Source organism: Halomonas alkalisoli (assembly GCF_021412585.1).
Taxonomy (GTDB): domain Bacteria; phylum Pseudomonadota; class Gammaproteobacteria; order Pseudomonadales; family Halomonadaceae; genus Halomonas; species Halomonas alkalisoli.
Genome location: NZ_JAKCMI010000023.1, coordinates 46,131 through 70,758, shown reverse-complemented (window position 1 = coordinate 70,758; position 24,628 = coordinate 46,131). Strand labels below are relative to the sequence as shown.

Here is a 24,628-nt window from a genome sequence, read left to right as displayed (position 1 = left end):
CTTTCATCGGCCTTCACCCATGATCTGACAACAGGTAGCTTAACCTGCACCGCTTCAATCCGCCGAAGGAGTATCTACCACCGTTATTACCGAACCATGTGACCAGGACCATAAGCACGTGATAAAGGTAAAAACATCATGATGCCATTATGAACAACACCCCCTTCCTTGCGATTCCATGAACTCCTGCTCATTTCCTCTTTCTTACGGCTGCCTACTTTTCCGCAGAGAAGATGATTATTCATTAATCCCGGCACTCAAGAGCATGGCACTCACAAGAAAGCCCGGCCGTAAGGCCGGGCTTCTATCTCCACTTCCCTTTCCTGTCCATCACGAACTTCCTGTTCGCGCATCCCTGGTTGCCGAGCCCTCCTGGCTTGATCTTCCCTGTTGAGCCTTCCATTGCTCAATGACTCCACCATGCCAGCTTGGCCAGGAAAAACGCTTAACGCAGGTTATCCAGGCTTGTAGGAAATCGCCTACACGCTCTGTAGGAAATCAGCCACAATCATCGGCCACGCCGCTATCGCTCCATCAAGGCAAGCCGGAAGCCGAGTGCCACGAAGGCAGCCGCAAAACCTCGGCGCATCCAGGCCAACACCCCTGGCCTGGAAAACAGATGGTTGCGCACGACCGCCGCAAAAGTGCCGTAGCCGCTGAAGACAACCAGTGTTACCACCATGAAGACAGCGCTCAGCTCCAGCATCCTCAGCAACGGGGTGCTTTCGCTGGCGTCGACGAACTGGGGCAGGAACGCAAGGAAGAAGATCGTCAGCTTCGGATTGAGAAGGTTAACGAATGCCGCAGAGGCCATGATGCGCCAGCCGGCCTGCGGGCTGGCATCCTGCTCAACGCTGAGCGCCCCCCTCTGCTTCAGCGTGCACCATGCAAGGTAGAGCAGGTAACCGACCCCCGCAAACTTGAAAAACTGAAAGGCCACGGCACTGGTATGCAACAAGGGGGCGAGGCCAAGCGTGGCGGCCGCCATGTGCGGCACGATGCCCAGGGTACAGCCTGCGGCCGCCAGGATCCCCGCCATCACGCCACGCGTGACTCCCGCTGCCAGAGTGAAGATCACCCCGGTTCCAGGCAAGGCGGCAACGACCAGGGACGTCAGCAGAAATTCGATACTCACGAGAGGACTCTCCCAATGGCTGAGGTGGGTCGAGCATTGGCTCACCACCACTGTGCTCGCCATCGGGAAGAGCGTCTTGAAGGAAATTGCAGGTTCTCACGTCATCCCAGTGCCGCCCGGTAGCGCCCGGGTGAAATACCCAACTGCCGCGTGAAGGCCCGAGTCATATGGCTCTGGTCGGCGAAGCCGGACCCCGCCGCCGCCTGGCTCAGCGTCTGGCCTGCGATGATGCACTGTCTTGCCATACGCACACGCCGCTGAACGCGATAGGCATGAGGCGTCATGCCGGTCTCGCGGACAAAACCGCGCAGCAATTGATAACGGCTCACTCCGACAAGGGCAGCCAGGTCTGCCAGTGAGGCCGTCTGCTCCGGCGCCTCGTCCAGCCATTGGCGCACCCTTGCCATACGAGGGAGACGATCGTCGCAGCGGGCCTGGTAGGCGCCGTGCCGACGAAACGCCTCGGCCAAGAAGTGAAGCGTCGCCTCCTCGATGGCCATCGGCTCACTGCCAAGCCGCGTCGCCTCGGCGAACAGGGTTTGAAACAGCGCCGCACACCGGGGATCATCAATAGCCGGCCTGGCAAACTCGATCGGCCGGCCCCCGTCGCCATCCAGGGCTCCTTCCAAACCGCACGCCACCAGGGTCGGGTCGAAATAGAGCATCTGCCAGGCTCGGGGAATGCCATTCATCGGGCTGCCATCGTGCAGCTCTCCGGGATTGACCGTGATCAGATCACCGGCTCGGGCGTCCACCATGCCGAGGCCGCTCCAGGAGCGATGGCCGCCGGAAACGACCAGGCCAACCCCGAACTGGTCGTGGGAGTGCCGGGGAAACGTTCTGTCGGAGGCGAGGCTGAAGGCCTCCAGGCCGGCGATGGCCACCCTGTGGGCCACGGCACGATGAGCAGGCAGCTCTCTCTTATTCCCTCTATCGGTCCCTCGCTCGATCCGCATCACCTCCCCCTGCATTCACGCCATGCCCCACTCAGTGCCATGTCTCCGCAAGCGCTTCCCATATCGACGGGCCGTGCAGCCAATAGCATAGCCTCACGCCGGCCCCGCCCGAAGCCAACTTCCCGTACAATAGCTCGCCAACTCTGGCGAAGCCCTTTCAGGAGACGCGACCTTGGAACTCATCTGGTGGCTGGCCTACGTTGCCCTGGGCGGCGTGGTCGGCATCATGGCCGGCCTGCTCGGTATCGGTGGTGGCGGTATCATGGTGCCGATTCTTACCTCACTGTTCGTGCTGCAGGGCGTGCCCCACGAGCACCTCGCTCACCTGGCCCTGGGCACCGCCATGGCGGCCATCATCCCCGCCGCCACCGCCAGCCTGCTATCCCACCATCGCCACGGGGCCGTGGACTGGCAAACCGTACGCGTCATTACGCCGGGTATACTGATCGGCACCTTCATGGCGACCTTCATCGCCGCCCTGATCCCGACCCGAGGCCTGGCCATCTTCTTCGCCTGCTTCATGGTGCTGATGTCGCTGCAGATGCTCGCCAACCTGAAGCCCAAGCCGAGCCGCAGCCTGCCAGGCCCGGTCGGCCTGAGCGGTGCCGGCCTCGGCATTGGCGGCATTTCGGCCCTGGTGGCCATCGGCGGTGGCTCGCTGACGGTGCCCTTCCTGACCTGGTGCAACGTGAAACTGCCCCGCGCCATCGGCACCTCGGCGGCCGTGGGGCTACCCATCGCCATGGCGGGTGCACTGGGCTACATCATCAATGGCTGGGCCACGCCGGGCCTGCCGACGGCCGCCCTGGGCTACGTCTACCTGCCCGCCCTGCTGCTGATGGCGCCCTTCAGTATCCTCACCGCTCCCATCGGGGCCAGGCTCGCCCACAAGCTCCCCGTGGCGCTGCTCAAGCGGGTCTTCGCCGTCATGCTGATGGGGCTGGCGCTGCAGATGGTGTATGCGGTGTTCACGGCATAAGGCTGTCCCGGCGATGGTCAGTACCTGAGATGGTCAAGGATTGACCAGAACTGATAGAATATTGCCCTTCCTCCGCCCTACCCAGTGATGCCGATGCCTGAGCTCGACCGCACCTTTTCTGTTGCCCCGATGATGGACTGGACTACCAGGGACCAGAGAGCCTTCGTGCGCACGCTGACCCGGCGCGCCCTGCTGTATACCGAGATGGTGACCACCGGGGCCATCCTCCACGGCAGCCCGCGGGAGCGCTTCCTCGGTTACGACCAAGTGGAGCATCCACTGGCGCTGCAGCTGGGCGGCAGCGATGCCGGCGAGCTGGCCGAGTGTGCGGCCATCGCCGAGGCGTGGGGTTATGACGAGGTCAACCTCAACGTGGGCTGCCCCAGCGACAGGGTGCAGAACAACCTGATCGGCGCCTGCCTGATGGCGTATCCGGAGAAGGTGGCGGCAGCGGTGCGCGCCATGCGCGAGGCGGTGTCGATCCCGGTGACGGTGAAATGCCGCATCGGTATCGACGACCAGGACGAGGATGCCGACCTGGAGCGCTTCATCGCCCAGGTGGCGGACGCCGGCTGCGAGGTGTTCATCGTCCACGCGCGCAAGGCGTGGCTGCAGGGGCTCTCGCCCAAGCAGAACCGTGACGTGCCGCCGCTCAACTACCCGCGGGTGCATCGCCTCAAGGCGAGTCGGCCGGAGCTGCATATCGGCATCAACGGCGGTATCAAGACGCTGGAGGAGTGCCACGAACAGCTCGCCCAGGTCGACAGCGTGATGGTGGGCCGCGAGGCCTACCAGAACCCATGGCTACTGGCCGACGTGGACGAGGCGTTCTATGGCGTTGCGGGCCCGGCAACCAGCCGCCATGCCGCCGCCCGCGCCTTTCGCCCCTACATTGCCCGGCGCCTCGACGAGGGTGCCAAGCTAAACCACATCACCCGCCACCTGCTGGGCCTGTTCCAGGGCCGGCCGGGCGGGCGCCGCTTCCGTCGCCACTTATCCGAGAACGGCCACCTGGACGGCGCCTGCCTGCGAGTCTTCGACGACGCGCTCAGCCTGGTGCCGGAGACGACTCCGGCGACCGAGACAGAGACGGCCTGACGCTCAATAGAGCGAATCCGGAGGCGGCTCCAGGCTGGAATGGAAGCCCTCCACGGCACTCTCGGCCTCTTCGATCTCATCGAAACGGGCGATGTGGAAGAGCGCTTCGCCCTCGTTGGCCAGGGGCAGCCGGCTCATGCCGATGACGATGCCGTCGGCCATGGACTTGACGGTCGCTTCGGCGTTACCGAAGGGGTCGGCCACCCTGCCCAGCACCTCGCCCGTTGCTACCCGTGCCCCGAGGCGTACCTTGGGCCGCAGGATGCCATCGATGGGCGCTCGCGCCCAGCTCGAGCCGTTGGCCAGCTCCGCCGCGGGCGGCAACCGACGCCGATGCTCGCCGGTGAGCATGCCCAGCCGGCGCATGACCCGCAGCACCCCGCGCACCCCCGGGGTGATCGCCCACTCGTCGAAACGCAGCGCCTCGCCGGCCTCATAGGTCAGTACGGGAATACCACGGTTCTGTGCATAGTGGCGCAGGCTGCCTTCACGCAGCTCGGCGTTGAGAATCACCGGGGCGCCAAAGGCGTTGGCCATCCGCTCGGTCTCGCTCCCGGGGCTGAGCTGGGCGCGAATCTGCGGCAGGTTGGTGCGATGAATGGCCCCGGTGTGCAGGTCGATGATATGGGTGGCGTGGTCGACGATCTGCTCGCGGAACAGTGCCGCGACACGGCCTCCCAGCGAGCCCGATTCACTGCCGGGAAAGCAGCGGTTGAGGTCACGCCGATCCGGCAGGTAGCGCGTGTGCTGCATGAAGCCGAACACGTTGACGATCGGCACTGCCACCAGGGTACCGCGCAGACCCTGGATCTGTTTCGAGCGCAGCAGGCGGCGGACGATCTCGACGCCATTGATCTCATCGCCGTGAATGCCGCCACATACCAGCAATATTGGCCCCTGCTGACGCCCGTGAACCACTTCCACGGGAATGTGCAACGGTGCGTGGGTATAGAGGCGTGCCACCGGCACATCGATCTGGATTCGGTTTCCCGGCATCACCTTGACGCCAGCGAGTTCGAAGGGGGCGCGAGCCATGCTGCGGCTTCCTGTAACAGAACAATGTTCACTCTCTTATACCGCGATGGCGGCAGAATGACGAGGATGGACCCTCGCACCACATCCATACAGAGTTGAATGTAAAAGAAGGGCCGCTCCGGTAGAATAGCGGCCATGCCCCGTTATGCATGCCCCGTTATGTATGAGGAGAGACGCACCCTACCATGGCCAGACGCACCAAGGCGGAAGCCGCTGCCACCCGTGAAGCCCTGCTGGATGCCGCCGAGGAGATCTTTCTCGAGCGTGGCGTCTCCCGTACCTCGCTGGAGCAGATTGCGCGCCAGGCAGGGATGACCCGCGGCGCGGTATACTGGCATTTCCGCAACAAGGCTGACCTGTTTCGCGCCATGCTCGACCGGGTGCGCATGCCCTTTCAGGAACTGGTCGACGAAGTCGATGACCCGGCACTCGCCGATGCACCGCTGGAAGCGATCCGCCTGGCCTGCCGCCAGGGCTTGACGCGACTCGAGCAGCCCCGCTATCGCCGGGTCCACGCCATCCTGATCCACCACTGCGAAGTGTTTGGCGAGATCGATCCCCTGGCCATGCAGAACGAGATCGCCGAGGAATCCTGTGGAGCACTCATCGAATACTTCACGGTCGCCTGCGAGCATCGGCTGCTGCGCCCCGACATCACGCCGGAACTGGCAGCGCGGCTGCTGCAATCAAGCCTGGGCGGGCTTTTTCACGACTGGCTGCGCAATCACGAGCACTTCTCGATCCGCGAGCGCGGCACGGAGCTGGTCGATACGCTGCTTAAACTGCTCGCCCGCGAGCCCTGACGCTTTGCGGCTCCACAACGACAACGGGCCGGATCCCCTGAGGATCCGGCCCGTTTTCGTTCACGCCTTCGCCGCCTTCAGGCATCGGCCTCCCAGCCGCCACCCAGCGCCTTGAACAGCGTGGCGGTGGCGGTCAGGCGGTCGCGCATCGCCTCCGACAGCGCCAGCTCCGCCGAGAGCAGTGCCCGCTGGGCATCGAGCAGCTCGATGAAGCCAACGAAGCCTTCCCGATAGCGCACTTCCGCCAGCTCCAGGGTGCGTGCCAGTGCCTCCACCTGGGCCTGTGTCGCCTCGATGCGCTCGCCACTGGTCTCGAAGATGACCAGGGCGTTGCGAACCTCGTTGAACGCCTGGTTGACCGTGGCGCGGTACTGAACCTCGGCCTGGGCGGCCAGCGCTTCGGCGGTGTCGACCCGGGAGCGGGAGCGGCCGAAGTCGAACAGCGGCCCCATGACCGTGGCGGAGAGCCCCCAGGTCTGGGCGGCGGTGGTGAACAGGTCACTGCTGTCACCCGCTGCCGTTCCCAGGAAGCCGCCCAGGTTGAGGGTGGGCAGGCGGCTCGCCTCGGCCACGCCGATGGAGGCATTGGCCGCTATCAGCCCCGCCTCGGCGGAGCGGATATCCGGCCGACGCTGCAGCAGGCTGGAAGGCAGTACGGCAGGCACACTGTCGGGCAGCACGATATCCGCCAGCTGGGTGTCTCCGAAATCGAGCTCGTCCATCAGCTCCGCCGGGCTCATTCCCACCAGGATGGCCAGCGCACCCTCCAGCATCCTGACCCGCTGCTTCTGGCCGGGCAGTTGGGCACGGGTGGTTTCCAGCTCCGACTGGGCCTGACGCAGGGCCAGCTCACCGGTCTCGCCGGAGTCGAAGCGAATCTGCTCGATCCGGTAGGTCTCCTCGCGGGACGCCACCGTCTCCTCGGTGATTCGAAGCTGACGCTCGGCGTTGCGCAGGTCGAAGTAGGTGGCCACTACATCGGCGATCACGTTCAGGCGCACCGCATCACGGGCGAACTCGCTCTGCTCGAGCAGGGCCTCGGAGGCCTCGCGCTCGCGATCCAGCCGGCCCCAGAGATCGAGCTCATAGTTGAGCACGCCGGCCAGCGAAAACAGGTTGCCGGTAGTGCTCTGCCCCAGCGGCGAGGCCGTGCCGGGTGTGCGCTCCCGCGAAGCCTCGGCCTGGGCACCCACCGAGGGCAGCTGTTCGGCACGGGCCAGGCCCAGGCGCGCCCGCGCCTCTTCGATGCGCGCCAGCTGCAGGCGGATATCCAGATTGTCGTCGACCGCCCGCTCGACCAGCCTGTCCAATGACGGGTCCTCGAAGCGGGTCCACCAGCTCTGCCACTCCTGGCGGGCCTCGGCGGAGAGCATCACATGCTCGGGCCACTCGTCGGGCAGCGCCAGCTCGGGGGCACGATAGTCGGGACCCATGGCACAGCCGGCCAGCAGTGCCGTGGCCAATGCCAGCGAGGGTAGGCGACCGGTGCGAAGCAGTGAACGGTTACGCATGGGTCGGCTCCTCTCCCTGGCGGCTTGCCTTGCGATCGCGGCGCCAGGTCCCCAGGTCCTCCAGCAGCTTGTAGGCCAGCGGCACGAAGATCAGGGCCAGGGAGCTTGCCAACAGCATACCGCCGACTACCACGGTGCCGATTTCCTGTCGGCTGGCAGCCCCCGCCCCGGTGGCGAAGACCAGCGGCAGCGAGCCGATGATGAAGGTCAACGCCGTCATCAGGATCGCCCGGAAGCGCTGCTGTGCCGCGGCCAGAGCCGCATCGGTCGAGCTCATCCCGGCGCGCCGGTTCTGAGCGGCAAACTCGACGATCAGGATGGCATTCTTGGCGGCCAGGCCGATCAGCACCAGCAGCCCCACCTGGAAGTAGACGTCATTGGGGAAGCCGCGCAGCATCGCCGCCAGCGCCGCTCCCAGCACGCCGAACGGCACCGCCGTCACCACCGCCAACGGCAGTGTCAGCCGCTCGTACTGGGCCGCCAGGATCAGCAGCACCATGATCATGCCCAGGCCGAAGGCCAGCCCGCCGGCACCGGCGGCGGCGTCAAGCTGAAAGGCCTCGCCGATCCAGCCGAGCTGGGTGTTGCCCTGGGTCAATACCTGTGCTGCCACCTCGTCCATGGCCGCCTTGGCCTGGCCGGTGGTGTAGCCCGGCGCCGCGTCGGCCATGAACTTGGCCGCCGGATAGACATTGAAGCGGTTGATGATGTCCGGCCCCGGCGCGCGCTCGAGGGTCACCAGCGAACTCAGCGGCAACATCTCGCCATACTCCGAGCGCACGAAGACCTTGTTGAGGTCCTCCGGCTGGCTGCGGAACTCGCCTTCCGACTGCAGGTTGACCTGCCAGTTGCGGCCGGCCAGGGTGAAGTCGTTGACGTAGAGCGCGCCGAAGGTGCTCTGCATGGTCTCGAAGATCTGGTTGATCGGCACACCCATGGCCCGTGCCTTCTCACGGTCCACCTCGGCGGTGAAGCGGGGAATGCTGGTATCCAGGGTGGTGCGGGCGTTGGACAGTTCGGGCCGCTCGTTGGCGGCTGCAGCCAGCTCGCCGGCGATCGCCTGGATCTCCTGGGGCGTAGCATCACCACGGACCTGCAGGTAACCCTCGACGCCCCCGGTCAGCGACAGCCCCATGATCGGCGGCGGGGTGAAGGCGAACACGTTGGCTTCCGGGATGCCCGCGCCCATGCCCATGATGCGGCCGGTGAGCGACTGCGCGTCCTGCCCCGGCCCGCGGCGGTCGTTCCAGTCCGCCAGGTTGGCGAAGCCCACCCCGGTATTGCTGCGCAGCGAGCCGGCGATGATGTCGAAACCGGCGAAGCTGGTGAATTCGTCGACCTCGTCCATCTCGGTGAGCATGGCCGAGACCCGGTCGCGCACGGCCTCCGTGCGACCCAGCGCCGAGACGGCCGGCAACTGATAGACCACCAGCGCCACACCCTGATCCTCCTGAGGCACCAGGCCCGGGGGCAGACGGCTCAGCGAAAACAGCGTCAGGGCGAGCACGCCGATGAACAGCAGCACGCCGATCACCGCGTGGCGCAGCAGCTTGCTCACCAGCCAGCTGAAACCACGGGTCAAGCGGTCGAAACCGGCATTGAACCACTGGAACGGCTTGGCGACGGAGTGGGACTGCTTGTCGAGCAGCATGGCACACATGGCAGGCGTCAGTGTCAGCGCCACGACGCCGGACACCACCACCGAGATGGCGATGGTCACCGCAAACTGGCGATAGAGTTCACCGGTCAGGCCTCCGAGGAACGTGACCGGGGCAAATACCGCCACCAGCACCAGCGTCGATGACACCACCGCACCGGCCACCTGTTTCATGGTCTCGATGGAGGCCTCACGGGCGCGCATGCCCTGCTCGTTTATCAGACGGTCGACGTTTTCCAGCACGATGATGGCGTTGTCCACCACGATGCCGATGGCCAGGACCAGGCCGAACAGGGTCAAGAGATTGACCGAGAAGCCCAGTGCCAGCATGCCGGCGAAGGTACCGATCAGCGATACCGGAATGGCGATCACGGGGATCAAGGTGGCCCGCAGGTGCTGCAGGAACATGAAGGTGACCAGCACCACCAGCCCCACCGCCATCAGCAGGGTGATGAACACCTCGCGGATGGAGATCTCGACGAACTCGGTGGTGTCGTAGGGCACGGTATATTCGACACCCTCGGGGAAGCGATCGGCCACGGCGTCCAGCGCCTCGCGCACCGCAGTGGCGGTCTCCAGGGCATTGGCCCCCGGCTGCAGGTAGACGCCCATGGGCACCGCCGCCTGCCCATTGTAGGTGGCAGTAAAGGCGTAGTTCTGGGCACCCAGTTCGGCACGGGCCACGTCGCCAAGGCGCAGGGTGCCGCCCTCTTCATCGGCGCGCAGGATGATGCGCTCGAACTCCTCGGGATCGGAGAGCTGGCCGCGTGTCGTCACCGTGAAGGTGAAGGCCTGGTCCTCGGGCGCTGGCTCTGCCCCCAGCCGGCCGGCGGCGAACTGGGCGTTCTGCTCGCGAATGGCGCCGGCCACCTCGGAAGGCGTCAGGTCGTACTGGGCGAGCTTGTCCGGAGAGAGCCAGATGCGCATCGAGTAGTCCTGGGCGCCGAACAGCGAGGCGTCCCCCACGCCCGGGATCCGTACCAGCTCGTCGAGTACGTTGAGCAGTGCGTAGTTGGAGATGAACAGCGGATCCTGGCTGCCATCCGGTGAATACATCACCGGTACCATCAGCAGGTTGGTGGAGCGTGCCTCGACACGAACCCCCTGGTTACGCACCTGCTGGGGTAGCCGGGCCGTTGCGGCCTGCACCCGGTTGTTGACGTTGATCGCCGCCTGGTCGGGATCGGTGCCCATCTCGAAGGACACGGTGATCTGCAGACTGCCGGCGTCGGTGGCGCTCGACTCCATGTAGAGCATGTTGTCGACGCCGTTGATCTCCTGCTCCAGCGGTGCGGCCACCGCCTCGGCAATCACCTCGGCGCTGGCACCGGGATACTGGGCCTGGACCACCACCTGGGGCGGCACCACGTCGGGATACTGCTCCACCGGCAGCGCCCGCAGGGCAGCGAGGCCGGCCAGCACGATGATCAGGGAGATAACCGAGGCAAAGATCGGCCGATCGATGAATAGCCTTAACATCATGCCTCCTCGTCGGCCTGGATATCGGCCTCGGCGTCGTCAGGCCCAAGTTCGGCGCCAGACGTCTCGGCGGCGGAAGCCTCGGCATTCGCCGCTTCCTCCAGGGCCTCTTCGTGGCTCTCGACCTCATTGGCCTGGGCCGGCATGCCGTCCTGCAGGGCGACCTGGCCATTGACCACGAGTCGGTCGCCCGGCTCGAGCCCCGCCAGCACGACCTGGCGGCTGTCGACAACGGGTCCCAGCTCGACGGTGCGCGATTCGGCAGCATCATCGACCACCACGAAGACGCGCGCCCCCTCGGGGCCCTGGCCCACCGCCTCCTGAGGAATCAGGAAGACATCGTCGAGGGTCTGGGCCTTCAGCTTGATACGCACGAACTGCCCGGGCACGACGTCGCCGCCGGCGTTGGGAAAGACGGCCCGGGCCGAGACGCTGCCGGTGCGGGGGTCGATGGTGCTGGCGGTGAAATCGACGATGCCGGTCTCGGCATACTCGCTGCCATCGGGCAGGATCAGCAGCGCCTCCCGCTGATGCTCTTCACCACTGGCGGCCATGGCCCGGCGAGCGGTGCGCTGCAGGGTGGCGTCGCCCTCGGGCAGCGAGAAGCGCACGTGGACGGGGTCCTGCTGGGTCACGGTGGTCAAGAGCGTGCCCCGCTCGATCAGGCTCCCTTCCGGGAAGCTCTCGAGCCCGGTCATCCCGGCCAGGGGGGCCCGCACCTCGGTATAGTCGAGATTCAACTCGGCATTTGCCACCCCGGTCTCGGTGAGCGCGAAGCGTGCCTCGGCCAGTTCGCGAGCCGACAGCGCCGTGTCACGCTCCCGCTCGCTGACCGCATTCTGGTTGTAGAGCGTCGAGATACGCTGCCACTCGCGCCGGGCCTGGTTCAGCTCCGCCTGGGCATTGGCCCGCTCCGCCTGTGCCCGCTGAAGCTCGATCTCATAGGGCTCGCGGTCGATGTGAAACAGCGGCTCGCCCTCCTCGACCACCTGACCCTCCGTATAGAGGCGCTCCTCGAGGATGCCCTGCACCCGCGCACGCACTTCCACCTCCCGGGAGCCACGCACACGGGCGGCATACTCCTCGACCACATCGACCGAGCGTGGCTCGACCCCCAGTACGCTGACCTGGGGCGGGGGACGCTCGCCGCCTCCCATGGCGCCACCACCGGCGTTGTCGCCCTGCTCGCAGCCCGCGAGCAGTGTGGCCAGCAGCCCAAGCGCCAGAATCCATTTCACGGGGGCACGCCCTCCCGGGGGTGACTGATGCATAAAAGATCTCCGCTGCATATCGTGGTTCGTCAGGGGCAACACGCCCAACAGCAGGGGGTCGCATGGCGGGTTGTTAGCGTGCGACGGATTATAGCTACAACCTTGTATGTATACTAGCCTTGCACAAGGTCTTCGTGACTTGGCGAAATACTCCGGTGCCTCCCTCAAGTGAGGCAAGCGAAGGGGAAACAGGCTATGCTGCATAGCAGCATAGCTGATTTGACGGAGACACCCATGGATGCACTGGAACTGGTTCCGCTGCGAGGGCTGGAAGTAGCGGTACGCATCTGGCACCCCGACGCACCGAAAACCGTGGTCGCCTGGCATGGCCTGGCACGCCACGGTGGCGATTTCGAAGGCTTCGCCCGGGCGCTTGGTCCCGAATGGCGAGTCCTGGCGCCGGACACCCCGGGACGCGGACTCTCGAGCTGGTCGCCCATTCCGGCCCAGGACTACCTCTATCACCGCTACAAGAAAGTGGCGCTGGCCGTGCTGGATCACTTCTCGCTGGAACAGGTTCCCTGGGTGGGCACGTCCATGGGTGGGCTGCTGGGAATGCTGCTGGCGGCCGAGGCCGACAGCGCCCATCGCATCGAACGCCTGGTGCTCAACGACGTGGGTCCCGAGCTGAATACCGACGGCCTGACGCAACTGGCCCTCTATTTCGGCAGGCCGCACCGCTTCGCCACCTTCGGCCAGTTGGAGACGGAGCTGCGCAGCCACTATGGCGGCTTCGGCATCGAGGGCGACGACGCCTGGCGCCGGCTGGCACTGGGCAGCGCTCGACGCCTGCCCGACGGCAGCTGGACCTACCACTACGATCCACGGATCGGCGAACAATTCATCTATGACACGCCCCGCAACAGCTGGGCAGACTGGCGGGCGATCCGCTGCCCGCTGATGGTGATACGTGGCGCCGAATCGCCGCTGCTGGACGCCGACAGCGTCCTGAGCATGGCCGAGGCACAGCCCGGCCTGGTCACCCTGGAGGTGCCCGGCTGCGGCCATGCCCCGATGCTCGACCGTGACAGCCAGGTCGCCCCCATCGCCGAGTTTCTCGCCCGCCCCCACCGGCAACGACTGCCGCTCCAGCCACAGCGCCTCGAGAGCTCCTGGTGGCAGCGCATGCTCAGTTGGATGAGGCGGGAAAACCGCCTAAGGGAGACCGACTAGCGGCGAAAATCCCGCGGCATCACTCCCCAGCCCTTCAGCCGGGAGAAAAGGGTGGTCGGCTTCAGCCCCAGCAGCTCGGCGGCCCCGCCCTCCCCCGACACCTTGCCCGCACACTGCCTCAGTGCCGCTATGGCGTTGTCGCGCTGCCGCCGGCAAAGCTCCTGCTCGGGTAGTGGCCCCTGCTCTTCGGTCACAGTGCCCAGCTCGTCTCGCGGCCAAGGCGACTTCCCGGCCAGAAGATCGTCGAACGTGAGCCGCCGGTCCTGGGTGACGATCACCTGGCGCTCGATGACATTCTCCAGTTCGCGGATATTACCCGGCCAGCTATAGCGCTGGAGGATCTCGAGCTGAGCGGGGGGGATCCGTACTCCCGGCTTGTTGAATTTCTGGCACGCCCGCAGCAGAAAGTGGCGTGCCAGCAGAGGCACGTCCCCGATTCGACTTCGCAGCGGCACGGAGTCGATGGGAAAGACATTGAGGCGGAAATACAGATCTTCGCGGAAGCTTCCCTCGTCGATCATTTCTCGCAACTCACGATTTGTCGCCGCGATCACTCGGACATCCACTTCCCGCGTAACGTTATCCCCCACCCGCTCGAACTGCTGATCCTGCAGCACTCGGAGCAGCTTGCTCTGCAGCTCCAGCGGAATTTCCCCCACTTCGTCGAGAAACAGGGTGCCGCCATCGGCCAGCTCGAAACGACCGGGACGGTCGTTCACCGCCCCGGTGAAGGCCCCCCTCACGTGGCCGAAGAACTCGCTTTCGAACAGGTCGCGGGGAATCGCCGCACAGTTCACCCGTATCAGCGGTCGATCGCTGCGTTCACTGCCCACATGGATCGCACGGGCAATCAGCTCCTTGCCGGTGCCCGACTCACCGCTGATCAACACGTTTGCGTCCGTGGGGGCAACCAGTGCGATCTGGCGGATCAATTGGGCGACAGCCGGGCTCTCGCCGACGATCTCCCGGTGATTGAGTTCAGCCTTGATCTCTTCCTGCAGATACTGGTTCTCGAGTTCGAGGCGCTGCTTGAGAGACTCCACTTCGGTGAGCGCATCGCGCAGCTGCTGCTCGGCCAGCTTGCGCTCACGAATATCACGAAACAGCACCACCGCACCCACCAGCCGCCCCATTTCGAATATAGGAGTGCTGGTATATTCCACCGGTATCGCCTCGCCGTTCTTGTGCCAGAAGACTTCGTCATCGACCCGGTGTACCTGGCCATCGCTGAATGAAGCATGAATCGAACACTGTTGAACGGGAAAGTGGCTGCCGTCGGCGCGGGTATGGTGAAACAGGAGGTGCGCGTCATGCCCTACCATGTCATCACTGCTCCAGCCCAGGATGCGCTCGGCCGCCGGATTGACGAAGGTGGTCCTGCCCTCTGCATCAAGGCCATAGATGCCCTCTCCCGCGGCTCCCAGGATCAACTGGTTCTGGCGCTCGATACGCTCGAAGACCTGCTCGACACGTTGCCAGCCCACATGGCCGCGACGATGCTGACGCCCTAGATCGGCCTTGGCGCGCCGCTGCTCGGCCTTGTCGCGATCGACCAGGGTCAGCAGCAGTTCGCTATGACCATCCAGCACCTGGGCGAAGGTCTCGACATGGTGTGGCTGGCGGGTCAGGTCGAGCAGCACCAGGTCGTCGGACCAGGCCGGCGACCGGTGCAGCGCCTCATCGGTAAAGCTGACCCATAGCGGAAGCGAGGCACCCAGGAAATGGCTGAAGGGTCGTGCCGACAGCAGATGCGGTTCACCGCCCAGCAGTTCGCAGGCTGCCGCGTTGGCATCGATCAGCCTGTCGCTAAATGGATCGACGACCAGCATGGCCTGGGGCGACAGAGTAAATATCCGGTCGGAGAGCGCAGGCGATGCTCGGGAGCCATCCTCCCTGGGCAACGCACGTGAGTCGCTGTTCATCGTGGCACGATCCTCAATGGAACCTCTTCTCCCCCCTTTCCATACAAGACCCGCGCCATATACGAAAATCCGCCAATTATTCAACGAAATATCGCCAAATACGATATTTCGTCACCGGCGCACATCCAGCCCCGGCTCATACCCCATACGCCAGTCTATTGAAAAACCTTGGTTCTTTTCTCCAACGAGGTTCCTGGCACCAAATTCGCTTTATCAGGGTAAGCGGCGCCGGCACCCATCCTTGCACCATTCCGGCACAGCGCATCCTCCCCCTGCTCCAGCGAGGTGAATAACAACATGACCAACCACAACGATCACAACAGCCTGGGCAACCCCTTCGATCACAGGCAGTCGCTGGTCCATGGCCGCCACTGCGACTGCCAGACCTGCCTGGCCGACGACGCTCCACGCATCATGCCGGCCCACTCGGCGGCACAGCCCGGTGAGCGGCCCGGCACCCAGGTCAACAGCGACGACATGATGGATCGTGTGGTCGAGAGTGCCCTGGTGCGCGGCATCTTCGGCCACAGCGACATGCACCGCCGCCAGTTCATGAAACTGGTGGGCGGCGGCACCGTGGCCGCCGCCCTGGCCAGCCTGTTCCCCATGGACGCCATCAAGGCGGCGGTCAAGGAGGACCTGGGCCCGCTGGAGAAGACCCGGCTGGATATCGGCTTCGTGCCGATCACCTGCGCCACGCCGATCATCATGGCCCACCCCATGGGCTTCTATGAGCGCTACGGCCTGGACGTCTCGGTGATCAAGACCGCCGGCTGGGCAGTGGCCCGGGACAAGTCGCTCAACCGCGAGTACGACGCCGCCCATATGCTGACCCCGATGCCGCTGGCCATGACACTCGGCGCAGGCTCCAACCCCGAGCACTTCATCATGCCCGCCGTAGAGAACATCAACGGCCAGGCGATCGTCCTGCACAACGACCACCAGGACAAGCGCGACCCTCAGCAGTGGAAGGGGTTCACCTTCGGCGTGCCTTTCGAGTACTCGATGCACAACTTCCTGCTGCGCTACTACGTCGCCGAGCATGGTCTCGACCCCGACCAGGACATTCAGATCCGGGTGATCCCGCCGCCCGAGATGGTCGCCAACCTGCGCGCCGGCAATATCGACGGCTTCCTCTCGCCGGACCCCTTCAACCAGCGAGCCGTCTACGAGCGCATCGGCTTCATCCACCTGCTGACCAAGGAAATCTGGGAGGGCCACCCCTGCTGTGCCTTCGCCACCAGCGCCCAATTCGCCCGGGAGAATCCCAACACCTATGGCGCCCTGCTGCGGGCGATCATCGATGCCACCCAGTACTCCTCGAATCCCGAGAATCGCTCGGAGATCGCCGAGGCCATCGCCCCGACCAATTACCTCAACCAGCCGGTCACGGTCATCGAGCAGGTCCTGACAGGCACCTTTGCCGACGGCCTGGGTGAAGTCCAACGGGTGCCCGATCGCATCGACTTCGACCCCTTCCCCTGGCACTCCATGGCGGTGTGGATCCTTACCCAGATGAAGCGCTGGGGCTACATCGACGGCCATGTGGACTACCAGCAAGTCGCGCGAGACGTCTATCTCGCCAGCGATGCCCGTGAGGTGATGCGCGAACTGGGCTACGAGGCGCCGGAGGAGAACTCACGCAACTTCGAGATCATGGGCAAGACCTTCGACTACACCCAGCCCGAAGCCTACCTCGAAAGCTTCGATATCCGCAGGAGCTGAACCATGGACCGCACGACGACCGAGTGGAACTTCAGCCTCAACGTACGCGCCGGCCTGCTGGCCGTGGTACTCCTGGTCATCGGTCTGGGGCTCTGGGAGGGGCTCAATCAGGTGCCGATATTGGGCGGCGGCGGGGGCGAGCTGAGCGAGTACGAACAGCTGATGGCCGGTGCCGACCAGACTGCCAAGGTGCCGCCACCGTCGGAGGTTCTGGTGCGCGCCTGGGAGGAACTGTCCAACCCCTTCTATGATGCCGGTCCCAACGACAAGGGCATCGGCATCCAGTTGGGCTATTCGCTGTATCGCGTGCTGACAGGCTACCTGCTGGCGGCGGCGATCGCGATTCCGCTGGGCTTTCTGATCGGCATGTCGCCACTGATGTACAAGGCGCTCAATCCCTTCATTCAGGTACTGCGACCAATTTCGCCGCTTGCCTGGATGCCCCTGGCGCTGTTCATCATCCAGGACTCCGAGGCCTCGGCGATCTTCGTCATCTTCATCTGCTCGATCTGGCCGATGCTGCTGAATACGGCGTTCGGTGTGGCCGGCGTCAGGGAGGACTGGGTCAACGTCGCCCGCACCCACGAGCTGTCGCCGCTTGCGACCGCATTCAAGGTGATTCTTCCCGCCGCGGCGCCGACCATCCTGACCGGCATGCGAATTTCCATCGGTATCGCCTGGCTGGTGATCGTCGCCGCCGAGATGCTCGTGGGCGGTACCGGCATCGGCTACTACGTGTGGAACGAGTGGAACAACCTCGACCTAACCAGCGTGATCTTTTCGATCCTGATGATCGGCGTGGTGGGCATGCTGCTCGACCTGGCCCTCGGCGCCGTCGCCAAACTGGTCGCCTATCAGGAATAACCTCCAGGAGAGAGACATGAGTCACGCCTTCGTAGAAGTCCAGCAAGCCGCCAAACGCTTTCCCGGCGCCAGGGGCAGCGATGACCTGACGGTCTTCGAGAACGTCAGCTTCAAGCTCGAAAAAGGCGAGTTCGTCTGCATCATCGGCCACTCCGGTTGCGGTAAGTCAACCATCATGAATGCCCTGGCCGGCCTCGACCGGTTCAGTGACGGCGCCATGATCATGGAGGGCAAGGAAATCGACGGCCCGGGGCTGGAGCGGGGCGTGGTGTTCCAGAACTACAGCCTGCTGCCCTGGCTGTCGGCACTGGACAATGTGCGCTTCGGCGTACGCGCCCGCTGGAAGGCCTGGGACGAGGCCAAGGTGACCGAGCACAGCCTCAAATACCTGGAAATGGTCGGCCTCAAGGACGTGGTGGAGCGCAAGCCGGCACAGCTTTCGGGCGGCATGCGCCAGCGAGTCAGTATCGCCCGCGCCTTCGCCACCAAGCCCAAGCTCTTGCTGCTCGACGAACCCTTCGGTGCGCTGGACGCCCTGACCCGCGGCGTCATTCAGGATGAGCTGATCAAGATCTGGAGTCAGGACCAACAGACGGTGTTCATGATCACCCACGACGTCGACGAGGCGATCCTGCTCGCCGACCGTATCTTCCTGATGACCAACGGGCCCGAAGCGCGGATCGCCGAGGCGGTGGAAATCGACCTGCCCCGGCCGCGTCAGCGCGCCGAGATCATCAAGCACCCCCACTTCTACCCCATCCGCAACTACCTGGTGGATTTTCTGGTGACCCGCTCGGCCATCATGACCTCCAGCGAGCTTGACGGGAACGGGCTTCGCTACCCCCGGGCGGTCAACCCGATCGCGTTGGCGGCGGCCGGTGACGATGCGGTAGATACCCCGACGGCAGGCGACCCCGCCGCCATCGATACAGACCAGAAGCTGGTCAGATTCACTCCCAAGGAGACCCACCATGGATAAGCTCGAAATGCGCCATACCCTGCTCGCCGCCAAGGCACGCAAGAAGATGAGCTGGGACGAGATCGGCAAGGCCGTCGGCATGTCACCGGTATGGGTCGCCTCGACCTGCTATGGCATGAACAGTGCCAGCGCCGAGGTGGCCCACAAGCTCTGCGATGCCCTCGAGGTCGATACCGAAGTCGCCGAGGCCCTGGCTGCCTTCCCGACCAAGGCCTGGGACGAGGCCATTCCCCAGGACCCCTTCATCTATCGCCTCTATGAGGTCGTAGGCGTCTACGGAGAAACCCTCAAGGACGTGGTCCAGGAGAAGTTCGGCGACGGCATCATGAGCGCCATCGATTTCACCATGGACGTCGACAAGATCGAGGACCCCAAGGGTGACCGGGTGCTACTAACGCTGAACGGCAAGTTCCTGCCCTACAAGGCCTGGTAGCCGCCGGCCCCTGGCCCGGGAAGAGCTACTCTGCCCGGGGGCGGCTGCGGATTACCGAGCCCCCCGGGTGGGTCTCGATGCGGCTGCCGCTTTTCCCGCGGCTACGCGTGATCGTGCCGCCGGCATGAGACTCGATGCGTGCGCCTTCCCGGCGCGCCTCGCCGTCGGGGCGCTGCCTGGCCACATCGTCGCGCCACATCCCATGCCGCTGGAACACGCCAGGCGGGCTCGGCGGGTGGGGCGGCGAAGGTGCCCGATGCCAGTAGCCCTGCTGCCAGGGCAGCCGTGGGCCGGGCAGCACCACCGAGACCGGCGGCTGATGGGGCACATCGATCACCAGGTAGGGAGGATGCCAGTAGACGTGCTGGTCACCTGATGCCGCCGACGCCTCGTCGGCGAGGACGCAAATCGGCAGCACCAGGAGCAGTAGCAGCGACAACCGCCTGATGAGCGTGTGCATGACGCTCTCCTTCACATTCCTGCAGGCGGTGCGTCCGCCCGATACAAATATCAGTATAGGCACGGAACGGGGATCGCCTGCCCGATCAGCCGCCCGACTCGACCCTGGCCGTGGCTCGGGCAACCGCATTGCGATACCCCCCGCCGAACAGCAACAGGTGGTTGAGTAGCGGGTAGAGCTGAAACAGCGCCTCGCGCCGCGGCCAGTCGTCGGGAGGCGAGGCATCCCAGTAGGCCTCGAAGAAGGCGTCAGGGGGCGAGCCGAACAGCGTCAGCATGGCCAGATCCACTTCGGGATAGTGGCAATAGACCGCCGGGTCGATGATCGCCGGCCCCCGCGGCGTGTACAGCACATTGCCCGACCAGAGGTCACCATGCACCAGGCTCGCCGGCACATCGGGCAGCCACGCTTCCAGCCCATGGGCAATACGCTCGATCCGTTCACGCAGGCTGGCATCCAGCAGCCCGCGCTCATGGCAGGCCCTTGCCAGAGGCAGCAGGCGCCGCTCGCGCTGAAAATCCCGACCATCGGCGAGAGAGGCATTGGGCTGGGGCGTGCGCCCACAGGCGTTGTCCCGCGGCCAGCCGTGCTCGGCTGCAGTGTGGGCGTGGAGATGGCGCAGCCCCTCCCCCAGGGCCGCTGCACTGACCGTAGAGGGCGACATACGCTCGAGGGCTTCCATCACCAGCCAACCCTCGCCCACCCCCAGCACCTCGGGCACCACCAGCGGCGTGCCCGCCTCGCGCAGGGCACGCAGCCCATCGGCCTCCCCGGCCAGGCGGGCGTGATCGTCACGCTTGATCACTACCGCTCCCTGGCGGGTATCCAGCCAGTAGACGGCAGCGATATCGCCACCGCCCAGGGGGCGGAGCTGCCCTTGCGGTTCGAGTCCGGCGATCTGCAGCAGCGACGACAGCGCGGTTTCCATGATCTTCCCCTCCATTGATTGCCAACCCCTAGGAGCCTCGGCCACCCACGCAAGCGCAGCAGACCGAGTTTGCGTTATACATCCCGGCGCACAAACTCCTACAGTAACGATACCCCCCCGTGCACGACTCTGGGAGGCATGACGAGAGGTGTCGAATGACGGAACGTTCCAACCGCGAGCCGCCGCAGGGCAGGACGCCACAGCAGCGGCTGCTCGCCATCGTTGAAGAGATGGCCCGCGAATTGCAGCCGGACGGGGCTGAGCCACGCTCCCCGTCATTGCAGTCGCGGCTGGACCGGGATCTCGGCCTGGACAGTCTGGCCCGCTCCGAGCTGCTCCTGCGAATCGAACACGCCTTCGACGTCAAGCTGCCCGAAGAAGCCCTGATGGCGGAGACACCCGCCGCGCTGCTGGATGCGCTGCAACGAGCCCGTGGCAAGGCCGCCGACGCGGATGCCACCGCCGACCCGGTGGCGGAGGCGACACAGGAACCGACCGCCACTCCCACCACCCCATTGGAGCCAGTGGAGGGCGAGCCGGAAAGCGCCGAGACGCTCAATGCGGCCATGGATTGGCACCTGGAACGCCATCCCGAGCGGCCACACCTGTTCATCTACGGCGATGAGGACGAGCCCCGGACGCTGAGCTACGGAGAACTCGACCGGGGCGGCCGAGACATCGCCGCAGCGCTGCTGGCCCGGGGCGTCGAGGCCGGCGACCGGGTCGCCCTGATGCTGCCGACCTCACCGGACTACTTCATCGCCTTCCTGGGCATTCTTCGCGCCGGTGCGGTGCCCGTACCGATCTACCCGCCGGCACGGCCGGCACAGCTCGAGGAGCACCTGCGGCGCCATGGCCGCATTCTGACCAACGCCGGAGCGGAGGTCCTGGTCACCGTTCCCGAGGCGCGACGTGTCGCCCACCTGCTGCGCGCAGACGCGCCGCATCTCGAGGCCATCGTGACGGTGGCGGAACTCTGCGACGGGAGTGACACCGCGGCGGCCATGACACCGGAGGGCTCGAGCCTGGCGCTGCTGCAGTACACCTCAGGCAGTACCGGCGATCCCAAGGGGGTCATGCTGACCCATGCGCAGCTGCTGGCCAATATCCGCGCCATGGGCAAGCGGCTGGAAGCCACGCCCGAGGACGTGTTCGTCAGCTGGCTGCCGCTCTACCATGACATGGGGCTGATCGCGGCCTGGCTCGCCAGCCTCTATTACGCCATCCCGCTGGTGGTGATGTCGCCGCTCTCGTTCCTGTCGCACCCGCTGCGCTGGCTCGAGCTGATCCAGCGCCACCGGGGCACGATCGCCGGGTCGCCCAATTTCGGCTACGAACTCTGCCTTCGGTCAGCTCGCCCGGAACAGCTGGAGGCGCTGGACCTGAGCAGTTGGCGCATCGCCTTCAACGGCGCCGAGCCGGTCAGCGCTCGCACCTTCGAGCGTTTTGCCGAGACGCTGGCGCCCTGCGGGCTGCGCCAGGAGGCCCTGATGCCGGTATACGGGCTGGCCGAGGCCGCCGTCGGGCTCTGCGTGGCCACGCCCGGCCGCGGCGTGATCCTCGACGCCGTCCACCGCGAGGTCTTCGCCACCACCGGCGAGGCCCGGCCGGAACCGGATCCCGAAGCCGCCCAGACCTTCGTCAACTGCGGCCCGCCCCTACCCGGCTACTCGGTTCGTATCGTCGACCCACAGGGGGAAGCGCTGCCTGAACGTCATGAAGGCGACATCGAATTTCGCGGCCCCTCCGCCACCCAGGGTTACTTCAATAACGCCGAGGAGAGCCGCAAGCTGTACCACGGCGAGTGGCTACGCACCGGGGACAGGGGCTATCTCGCCGATGGTGACATCCACCTCAGTGGCCGGCGAAAGGATGTCCTGGTTCGCGGTGGGCGCAACATCTATCCCTACGATCTCGAGGAGGCCATCGGCGGTCTTGAGGGGATCAGAAAGGGCTGCGTGGCGGTATTCGGCAATCCCAATGCCGAAAGCGGTATCGAGGAACTGGTCGTGGTGGCCGAGACCCATGTCGACGACGCGATGCAGCGCGAGGCCATCACCCATGAGATCGCCAGCGTAACGGTGGATATCGTCAACCTCCCGCCCGACGACATACGCCTGGTGCCACCCCATGGCGTGCTGAAGACCTCGAGCGGCAAGATTCGCCGCGGTGCCACGGCAGAGCGCTACCGCAGCGGGCAGTTGGAAAAGGGCCAGGCGCCCGTCTGGCGACAGGTCACCGGGCTGGCGCTACGCTCGGCCTTGCAGCGCTGGCGCCATGGCGCCAGCCGAGCCGGCGAATGGCTCTATGCCGGCTATGCCTGGGCCATCTTCGGCATTGCCATGGCGCTGGTCGCCCTCCTCGCCCTGCCCTTGCCCCGGCTCGCCTGGCGCTGGCGAGTCGCCCACTATATTGCCCGCATCGCCTCGCTGTTGACGGGCATTCGTACCCGGGCACATGGCCTGGCCCGCTTTCCCCACCGCGAGCCCTGCGTGCTGGTGGCCAATCACGCCAGCTACCTGGACGCGCTGATTCTGACGGCCGTGTTTCCGTACGGCTTTCACTATCTGGCCAAGGCCGAACTCAGTCAGCCGTTTCTCACCCGGTTCGTACTCGAGCGCATGGGCGTGCTGTTCGTCGAGCGCGACAATACGCGGGAGGCCAACCACACCACCGAGAAGGTGCTTCAGACCGCACGGGAAGGCGGGTCGCCGGCATTTTTTCCCGAAGGAACCTTTCGGCCGGAGCCCGGGGTGCAGGACTTCCATATGGGCGCCTTCGTCTCGGCCGCCAAGGCCCAGGTAGCGGTAGTACCGGTGGCCATTCGGGGGAGTCGCGTGTTACTGCGCGGCAAGGAGTGGCTGCCCCATCCCGGCACGGTGGATGTCGTGGTGGGCGCCCCGCTCCAGCCCCGAAGTTCGGACTGGTCCGAAGCGGTCAGGCTGCGCAACGAGGCCCGAACGTTCATCGTGGCGGAATCCGGCGAACCGGACCTGGGAGCCAGCCGGGCTTGACGCTCATCGACTGCAAGTCCCGACAGGCTCCTGGGCATCTGAGCACAAAAAAGCCACTCCGAAGAGTGGCAAGCGGAAGAGGTAGACGAGATGCGGGGCTCGTCTCACTCCGGCATCAGAACGCCATCGATCACATGGATCACCCCGTTGCTGGCCTCGATATCGGCCTGGACTACGGTGGCGTCGTTGATCATCACGCTGCCATCCATGGTGGTGATGGTGATGTCCTGGCCCTGCACGGTGGTGGCGCTGTCCAGTTCCATGGCCTCTGCGGCCATCACGTTTCCAGGTACCACGTGATAGGTGAGTATCGCCTGCAGCTGGGCCTGGTTCTCGGGCAGCAGCAGCGTGTCTACGGTACCTTCGGGCAGTGCCGCGAAGGCCTCATCGGTCGGTGCGAAAACCGTGAAGGGCCCCTCACCCTTGAGTACCTCGACAAGCTCGGCCGCCTGAACCGCTGCGACCAGGGTTTCGAACTGCCCGGCGCCGATGGCAGTATCGACGATATCGTCATGGGCATGATCATGGCTACCGGCATGGGCTGAGGTCGCGAGTGCAAGGCCGAGAAGGCTGGCGCCGATCCACTTGGGTGCTGTGACGGTAAAGGCATTCATTAGTGATGCTCCTTGGTGTCTTGCTGCCCCGAAGGGCGGTGAAATTGACCGGCAGGAGTGGGGGCGATGCCCGAATCCTTATACACGGTAGTATATTTGTACACTATCTGGACAACTAGTTCAGCACTTGTACAACATTTTTTTCGCTCGCCCCACCGACACCACACTCCTGTCAGTGCCGTCGCTGCCATCACAGCGAGCTAACGAGAGAAGAGCAGGAAGAGAGAGCAGAGAAGAGACGGAAAAGAGAGGAGATCAAGCTATGTACAAGTTAGCGTTCTACGTCCCCGTCGAGGACGCCGAAGCCGTCAAGGAAGCCGTGTTCGCGACCGGCGCGGGGAGAATAGGCAACTACGAGGCCTGCTGCTTCCAGACGCCGGGTACGGGGCAGTTCCGCCCATTGGACGGTGCCAGCCCGCATATCGGCCAGGTCGGCGACCTGGAGCAGGTGGAGGAGCTCAAGGTGGAGCTGGTCTGCGAGGATGATCTCATAGAGGAAGCGGTGGCGGCCCTGAGAGCCGCTCACCCCTATGAGGAACCCGCCTTCGATGTTTGGAAGCTGGAAACGCTGTGAAGCGCAAGCGCCACAGAG

At 65.1% G+C, this 24,628-nt stretch carries 20 protein-coding genes; 10 read left to right on the top strand and 10 right to left on the bottom strand.

Features of this window, described 5'->3' with window-relative positions; genetic code table 11:
• Positions 1 to 523: 523 nt before the first annotated feature.
• Both LY622_RS08910 and LY622_RS08905 read right to left on the bottom strand, forming a co-directional pair.
• Positions 524 to 1,198 carry a LysE family translocator gene (locus LY622_RS08910; protein ID WP_234290577.1) on the bottom strand — a complete coding sequence of 225 codons (675 nt, stop codon included), beginning with the start codon at positions 1,196 to 1,198 and terminating at the stop codon, positions 524 to 526.
• Between the two features lie 38 nt (positions 1,199 to 1,236).
• Positions 1,237 to 2,091: an AraC family transcriptional regulator gene (locus LY622_RS08905; protein ID WP_234290576.1), complete on the bottom strand. Its 855-nt coding sequence runs from the start codon at positions 2,089 to 2,091 to the stop codon at positions 1,237 to 1,239.
• A gap of 172 nt (positions 2,092 to 2,263) precedes the next feature.
• On the opposite strand from LY622_RS08905, the gene LY622_RS08900 reads away from it, so the two are divergent.
• Positions 2,264 to 3,070: a sulfite exporter TauE/SafE family protein gene (locus LY622_RS08900; RefSeq protein WP_234290575.1), complete on the top strand. Its 807-nt coding sequence runs from the start codon at positions 2,264 to 2,266 to the stop codon at positions 3,068 to 3,070.
• A gap of 93 nt (positions 3,071 to 3,163) precedes the next feature.
• Positions 3,164 to 4,168 carry a tRNA dihydrouridine(20/20a) synthase DusA gene (gene dusA, locus LY622_RS08895; RefSeq protein ID WP_234290574.1) on the top strand — a complete coding sequence of 335 codons (1,005 nt, stop codon included), beginning with the start codon at positions 3,164 to 3,166 and terminating at the stop codon, positions 4,166 to 4,168.
• A gap of 3 nt (positions 4,169 to 4,171) precedes the next feature.
• Here dusA and LY622_RS08890 read toward each other — a convergent pair whose 3' ends face one another.
• Entirely contained in the window at positions 4,172 to 5,203 is a 1,032-nt protein-coding gene (locus LY622_RS08890) for a succinylglutamate desuccinylase/aspartoacylase family protein (protein WP_234290573.1), read from the bottom strand.
• 185 nt (positions 5,204 to 5,388) lie between these two features.
• On the opposite strand from LY622_RS08890, the gene LY622_RS08885 reads away from it, so the two are divergent.
• On the top strand, positions 5,389 to 6,006 hold the full coding sequence (locus LY622_RS08885) for a TetR family transcriptional regulator (protein WP_234290572.1): 618 nt from the start codon (positions 5,389 to 5,391) through the stop codon (positions 6,004 to 6,006).
• 77 nt (positions 6,007 to 6,083) lie between these two features.
• Here the strand turns inward: LY622_RS08885 and LY622_RS08880 are convergent, their stop codons facing one another.
• From LY622_RS08880 to LY622_RS08870, 3 genes are read right to left on the bottom strand one after another with little or no spacing between them, the layout of a single operon-like run.
• Positions 6,084 to 7,517 (bottom strand): efflux transporter outer membrane subunit, encoded by a 1,434-nt coding sequence (locus LY622_RS08880; RefSeq protein ID WP_234290571.1) that lies wholly within the window; start codon positions 7,515 to 7,517, stop codon positions 6,084 to 6,086.
• Entirely contained in the window at positions 7,510 to 10,653 is a 3,144-nt protein-coding gene (locus tag LY622_RS08875; RefSeq protein ID WP_234290570.1) for an efflux RND transporter permease subunit, read from the bottom strand. Before LY622_RS08875 ends, LY622_RS08880 begins: the two co-directional genes overlap by 8 nt.
• Entirely contained in the window at positions 10,653 to 11,891 is a 1,239-nt protein-coding gene (locus tag LY622_RS08870; RefSeq protein WP_234290569.1) for an efflux RND transporter periplasmic adaptor subunit, read from the bottom strand. Before LY622_RS08870 ends, LY622_RS08875 begins: the two co-directional genes overlap by 1 nt.
• 267 nt (positions 11,892 to 12,158) lie before the next feature.
• Between LY622_RS08870 and LY622_RS08865 the strand changes: the two genes are divergently transcribed.
• Positions 12,159 to 13,097, top strand: coding sequence for an alpha/beta fold hydrolase (locus LY622_RS08865; protein ID WP_234290568.1), 939 nt, complete (start codon positions 12,159 to 12,161; stop codon positions 13,095 to 13,097).
• Here LY622_RS08865 and LY622_RS08860 read toward each other — a convergent pair.
• Positions 13,094 to 14,926: a sigma-54 interaction domain-containing protein gene (locus LY622_RS08860; RefSeq protein WP_439649579.1), complete on the bottom strand. Its 1,833-nt coding sequence runs from the start codon at positions 14,924 to 14,926 to the stop codon at positions 13,094 to 13,096. The two genes, LY622_RS08865 and LY622_RS08860, sit on opposite strands and share 4 nt — an antisense overlap.
• 390 nt (positions 14,927 to 15,316) lie before the next feature.
• Between LY622_RS08860 and LY622_RS08855 the strand changes: the two genes are divergently transcribed.
• The 4 genes from LY622_RS08855 to cynS are packed head-to-tail and all read left to right on the top strand — an operon-like array spanning position 15,317 to position 19,020.
• The gene (locus LY622_RS08855) at positions 15,317 to 16,744 is read left to right on the top strand and encodes a CmpA/NrtA family ABC transporter substrate-binding protein (protein ID WP_234290566.1); all 1,428 of its coding nucleotides are present in this window, start codon (positions 15,317 to 15,319) and stop codon (positions 16,742 to 16,744) included.
• Between the two features lie 3 nt (positions 16,745 to 16,747).
• On the top strand, positions 16,748 to 17,608 hold the full coding sequence (gene ntrB / locus LY622_RS08850) for a nitrate ABC transporter permease (RefSeq protein WP_234290565.1): 861 nt from the start codon (positions 16,748 to 16,750) through the stop codon (positions 17,606 to 17,608).
• Between the two features lie 16 nt (positions 17,609 to 17,624).
• Positions 17,625 to 18,587 (top strand): ABC transporter ATP-binding protein, encoded by a 963-nt coding sequence (locus LY622_RS08845; RefSeq protein WP_234290564.1) that lies wholly within the window; start codon positions 17,625 to 17,627, stop codon positions 18,585 to 18,587.
• Complete coding sequence (gene cynS, locus LY622_RS08840) at positions 18,580 to 19,020, top strand: cyanase (RefSeq protein ID WP_234290563.1); 441 nt, start codon at positions 18,580 to 18,582, stop codon at positions 19,018 to 19,020. The genes LY622_RS08845 and cynS overlap by 8 nt, the downstream gene beginning before the upstream one ends.
• 25 nt (positions 19,021 to 19,045) lie before the next feature.
• Here the strand turns inward: cynS and LY622_RS08835 are convergent, their stop codons facing one another.
• Positions 19,046 to 19,480: a hypothetical protein gene (locus tag LY622_RS08835; RefSeq protein WP_234290562.1), complete on the bottom strand. Its 435-nt coding sequence runs from the start codon at positions 19,478 to 19,480 to the stop codon at positions 19,046 to 19,048.
• An 85-nt stretch (positions 19,481 to 19,565) separates the two neighbouring features.
• The gene (locus LY622_RS08830) at positions 19,566 to 20,408 is read right to left on the bottom strand and encodes a fructosamine kinase family protein (protein WP_234290561.1); all 843 of its coding nucleotides are present in this window, start codon (positions 20,406 to 20,408) and stop codon (positions 19,566 to 19,568) included.
• Positions 20,409 to 20,563: 155 nt separating this feature from the next.
• Between LY622_RS08830 and LY622_RS08825 the strand changes: the two genes are divergently transcribed.
• Complete coding sequence (locus tag LY622_RS08825; RefSeq protein WP_234290560.1) at positions 20,564 to 23,422, top strand: AMP-binding protein; 2,859 nt, start codon at positions 20,564 to 20,566, stop codon at positions 23,420 to 23,422.
• A 104-nt stretch (positions 23,423 to 23,526) separates the two neighbouring features.
• On the opposite strand, the gene LY622_RS08820 is transcribed toward LY622_RS08825, so the two are convergent.
• Positions 23,527 to 24,036, bottom strand: a complete 510-nt coding sequence (locus LY622_RS08820) for a fasciclin domain-containing protein (RefSeq protein WP_234290559.1) — start codon at positions 24,034 to 24,036, stop codon at positions 23,527 to 23,529.
• Positions 24,037 to 24,298: 262 nt separating this feature from the next.
• Here LY622_RS08820 and LY622_RS08815 point away from each other — a divergent pair, with 262 nt between their 5' ends.
• Complete coding sequence (locus tag LY622_RS08815) at positions 24,299 to 24,610, top strand: YqfO family protein (protein WP_234290558.1); 312 nt, start codon at positions 24,299 to 24,301, stop codon at positions 24,608 to 24,610.
• The last annotated feature ends 18 nt before the right edge of the window (positions 24,611 to 24,628 follow it).

Coding starts and splice junctions, on each gene's coding strand:
- LY622_RS08910 (WP_234290577.1), bottom strand. CDS start 1,198: ATGGCGAGCACAGTGGTGGTGAGCCAATGCTCGACCCACCTCAGCCAT.
- LY622_RS08905 (WP_234290576.1), bottom strand. CDS start 2,091: ATGCGGATCGAGCGAGGGACCGATAGAGGGAATAAGAGAGAGCTGCCT.
- dusA (WP_234290574.1), top strand. CDS start 3,164: ATGCCTGAGCTCGACCGCACCTTTTCTGTTGCCCCGATGATGGACTGG.
- LY622_RS08890 (WP_234290573.1), bottom strand. CDS start 5,203: ATGGCTCGCGCCCCCTTCGAACTCGCTGGCGTCAAGGTGATGCCGGGA.
- LY622_RS08885 (WP_234290572.1), top strand. CDS start 5,389: ATGGCCAGACGCACCAAGGCGGAAGCCGCTGCCACCCGTGAAGCCCTG.
- LY622_RS08880 (WP_234290571.1), bottom strand. CDS start 7,517: ATGCGTAACCGTTCACTGCTTCGCACCGGTCGCCTACCCTCGCTGGCA.
- LY622_RS08875 (WP_234290570.1), bottom strand. CDS start 10,653: ATGTTAAGGCTATTCATCGATCGGCCGATCTTTGCCTCGGTTATCTCC.
- LY622_RS08865 (WP_234290568.1), top strand. CDS start 12,159: ATGGATGCACTGGAACTGGTTCCGCTGCGAGGGCTGGAAGTAGCGGTA.
- LY622_RS08860 (WP_439649579.1), bottom strand. CDS start 14,926: ATGCTGGTCGTCGATCCATTTAGCGACAGGCTGATCGATGCCAACGCG.
- LY622_RS08855 (WP_234290566.1), top strand. CDS start 15,317: ATGACCAACCACAACGATCACAACAGCCTGGGCAACCCCTTCGATCAC.
- ntrB (WP_234290565.1), top strand. CDS start 16,748: ATGGACCGCACGACGACCGAGTGGAACTTCAGCCTCAACGTACGCGCC.
- LY622_RS08845 (WP_234290564.1), top strand. CDS start 17,625: ATGAGTCACGCCTTCGTAGAAGTCCAGCAAGCCGCCAAACGCTTTCCC.
- cynS (WP_234290563.1), top strand. CDS start 18,580: ATGGATAAGCTCGAAATGCGCCATACCCTGCTCGCCGCCAAGGCACGC.
- LY622_RS08835 (WP_234290562.1), bottom strand. CDS start 19,480: ATGCACACGCTCATCAGGCGGTTGTCGCTGCTACTGCTCCTGGTGCTG.
- LY622_RS08830 (WP_234290561.1), bottom strand. CDS start 20,408: ATGGAAACCGCGCTGTCGTCGCTGCTGCAGATCGCCGGACTCGAACCG.
- LY622_RS08825 (WP_234290560.1), top strand. CDS start 20,564: ATGACGGAACGTTCCAACCGCGAGCCGCCGCAGGGCAGGACGCCACAG.
- LY622_RS08820 (WP_234290559.1), bottom strand. CDS start 24,036: ATGAATGCCTTTACCGTCACAGCACCCAAGTGGATCGGCGCCAGCCTT.
- LY622_RS08815 (WP_234290558.1), top strand. CDS start 24,299: ATGTACAAGTTAGCGTTCTACGTCCCCGTCGAGGACGCCGAAGCCGTC.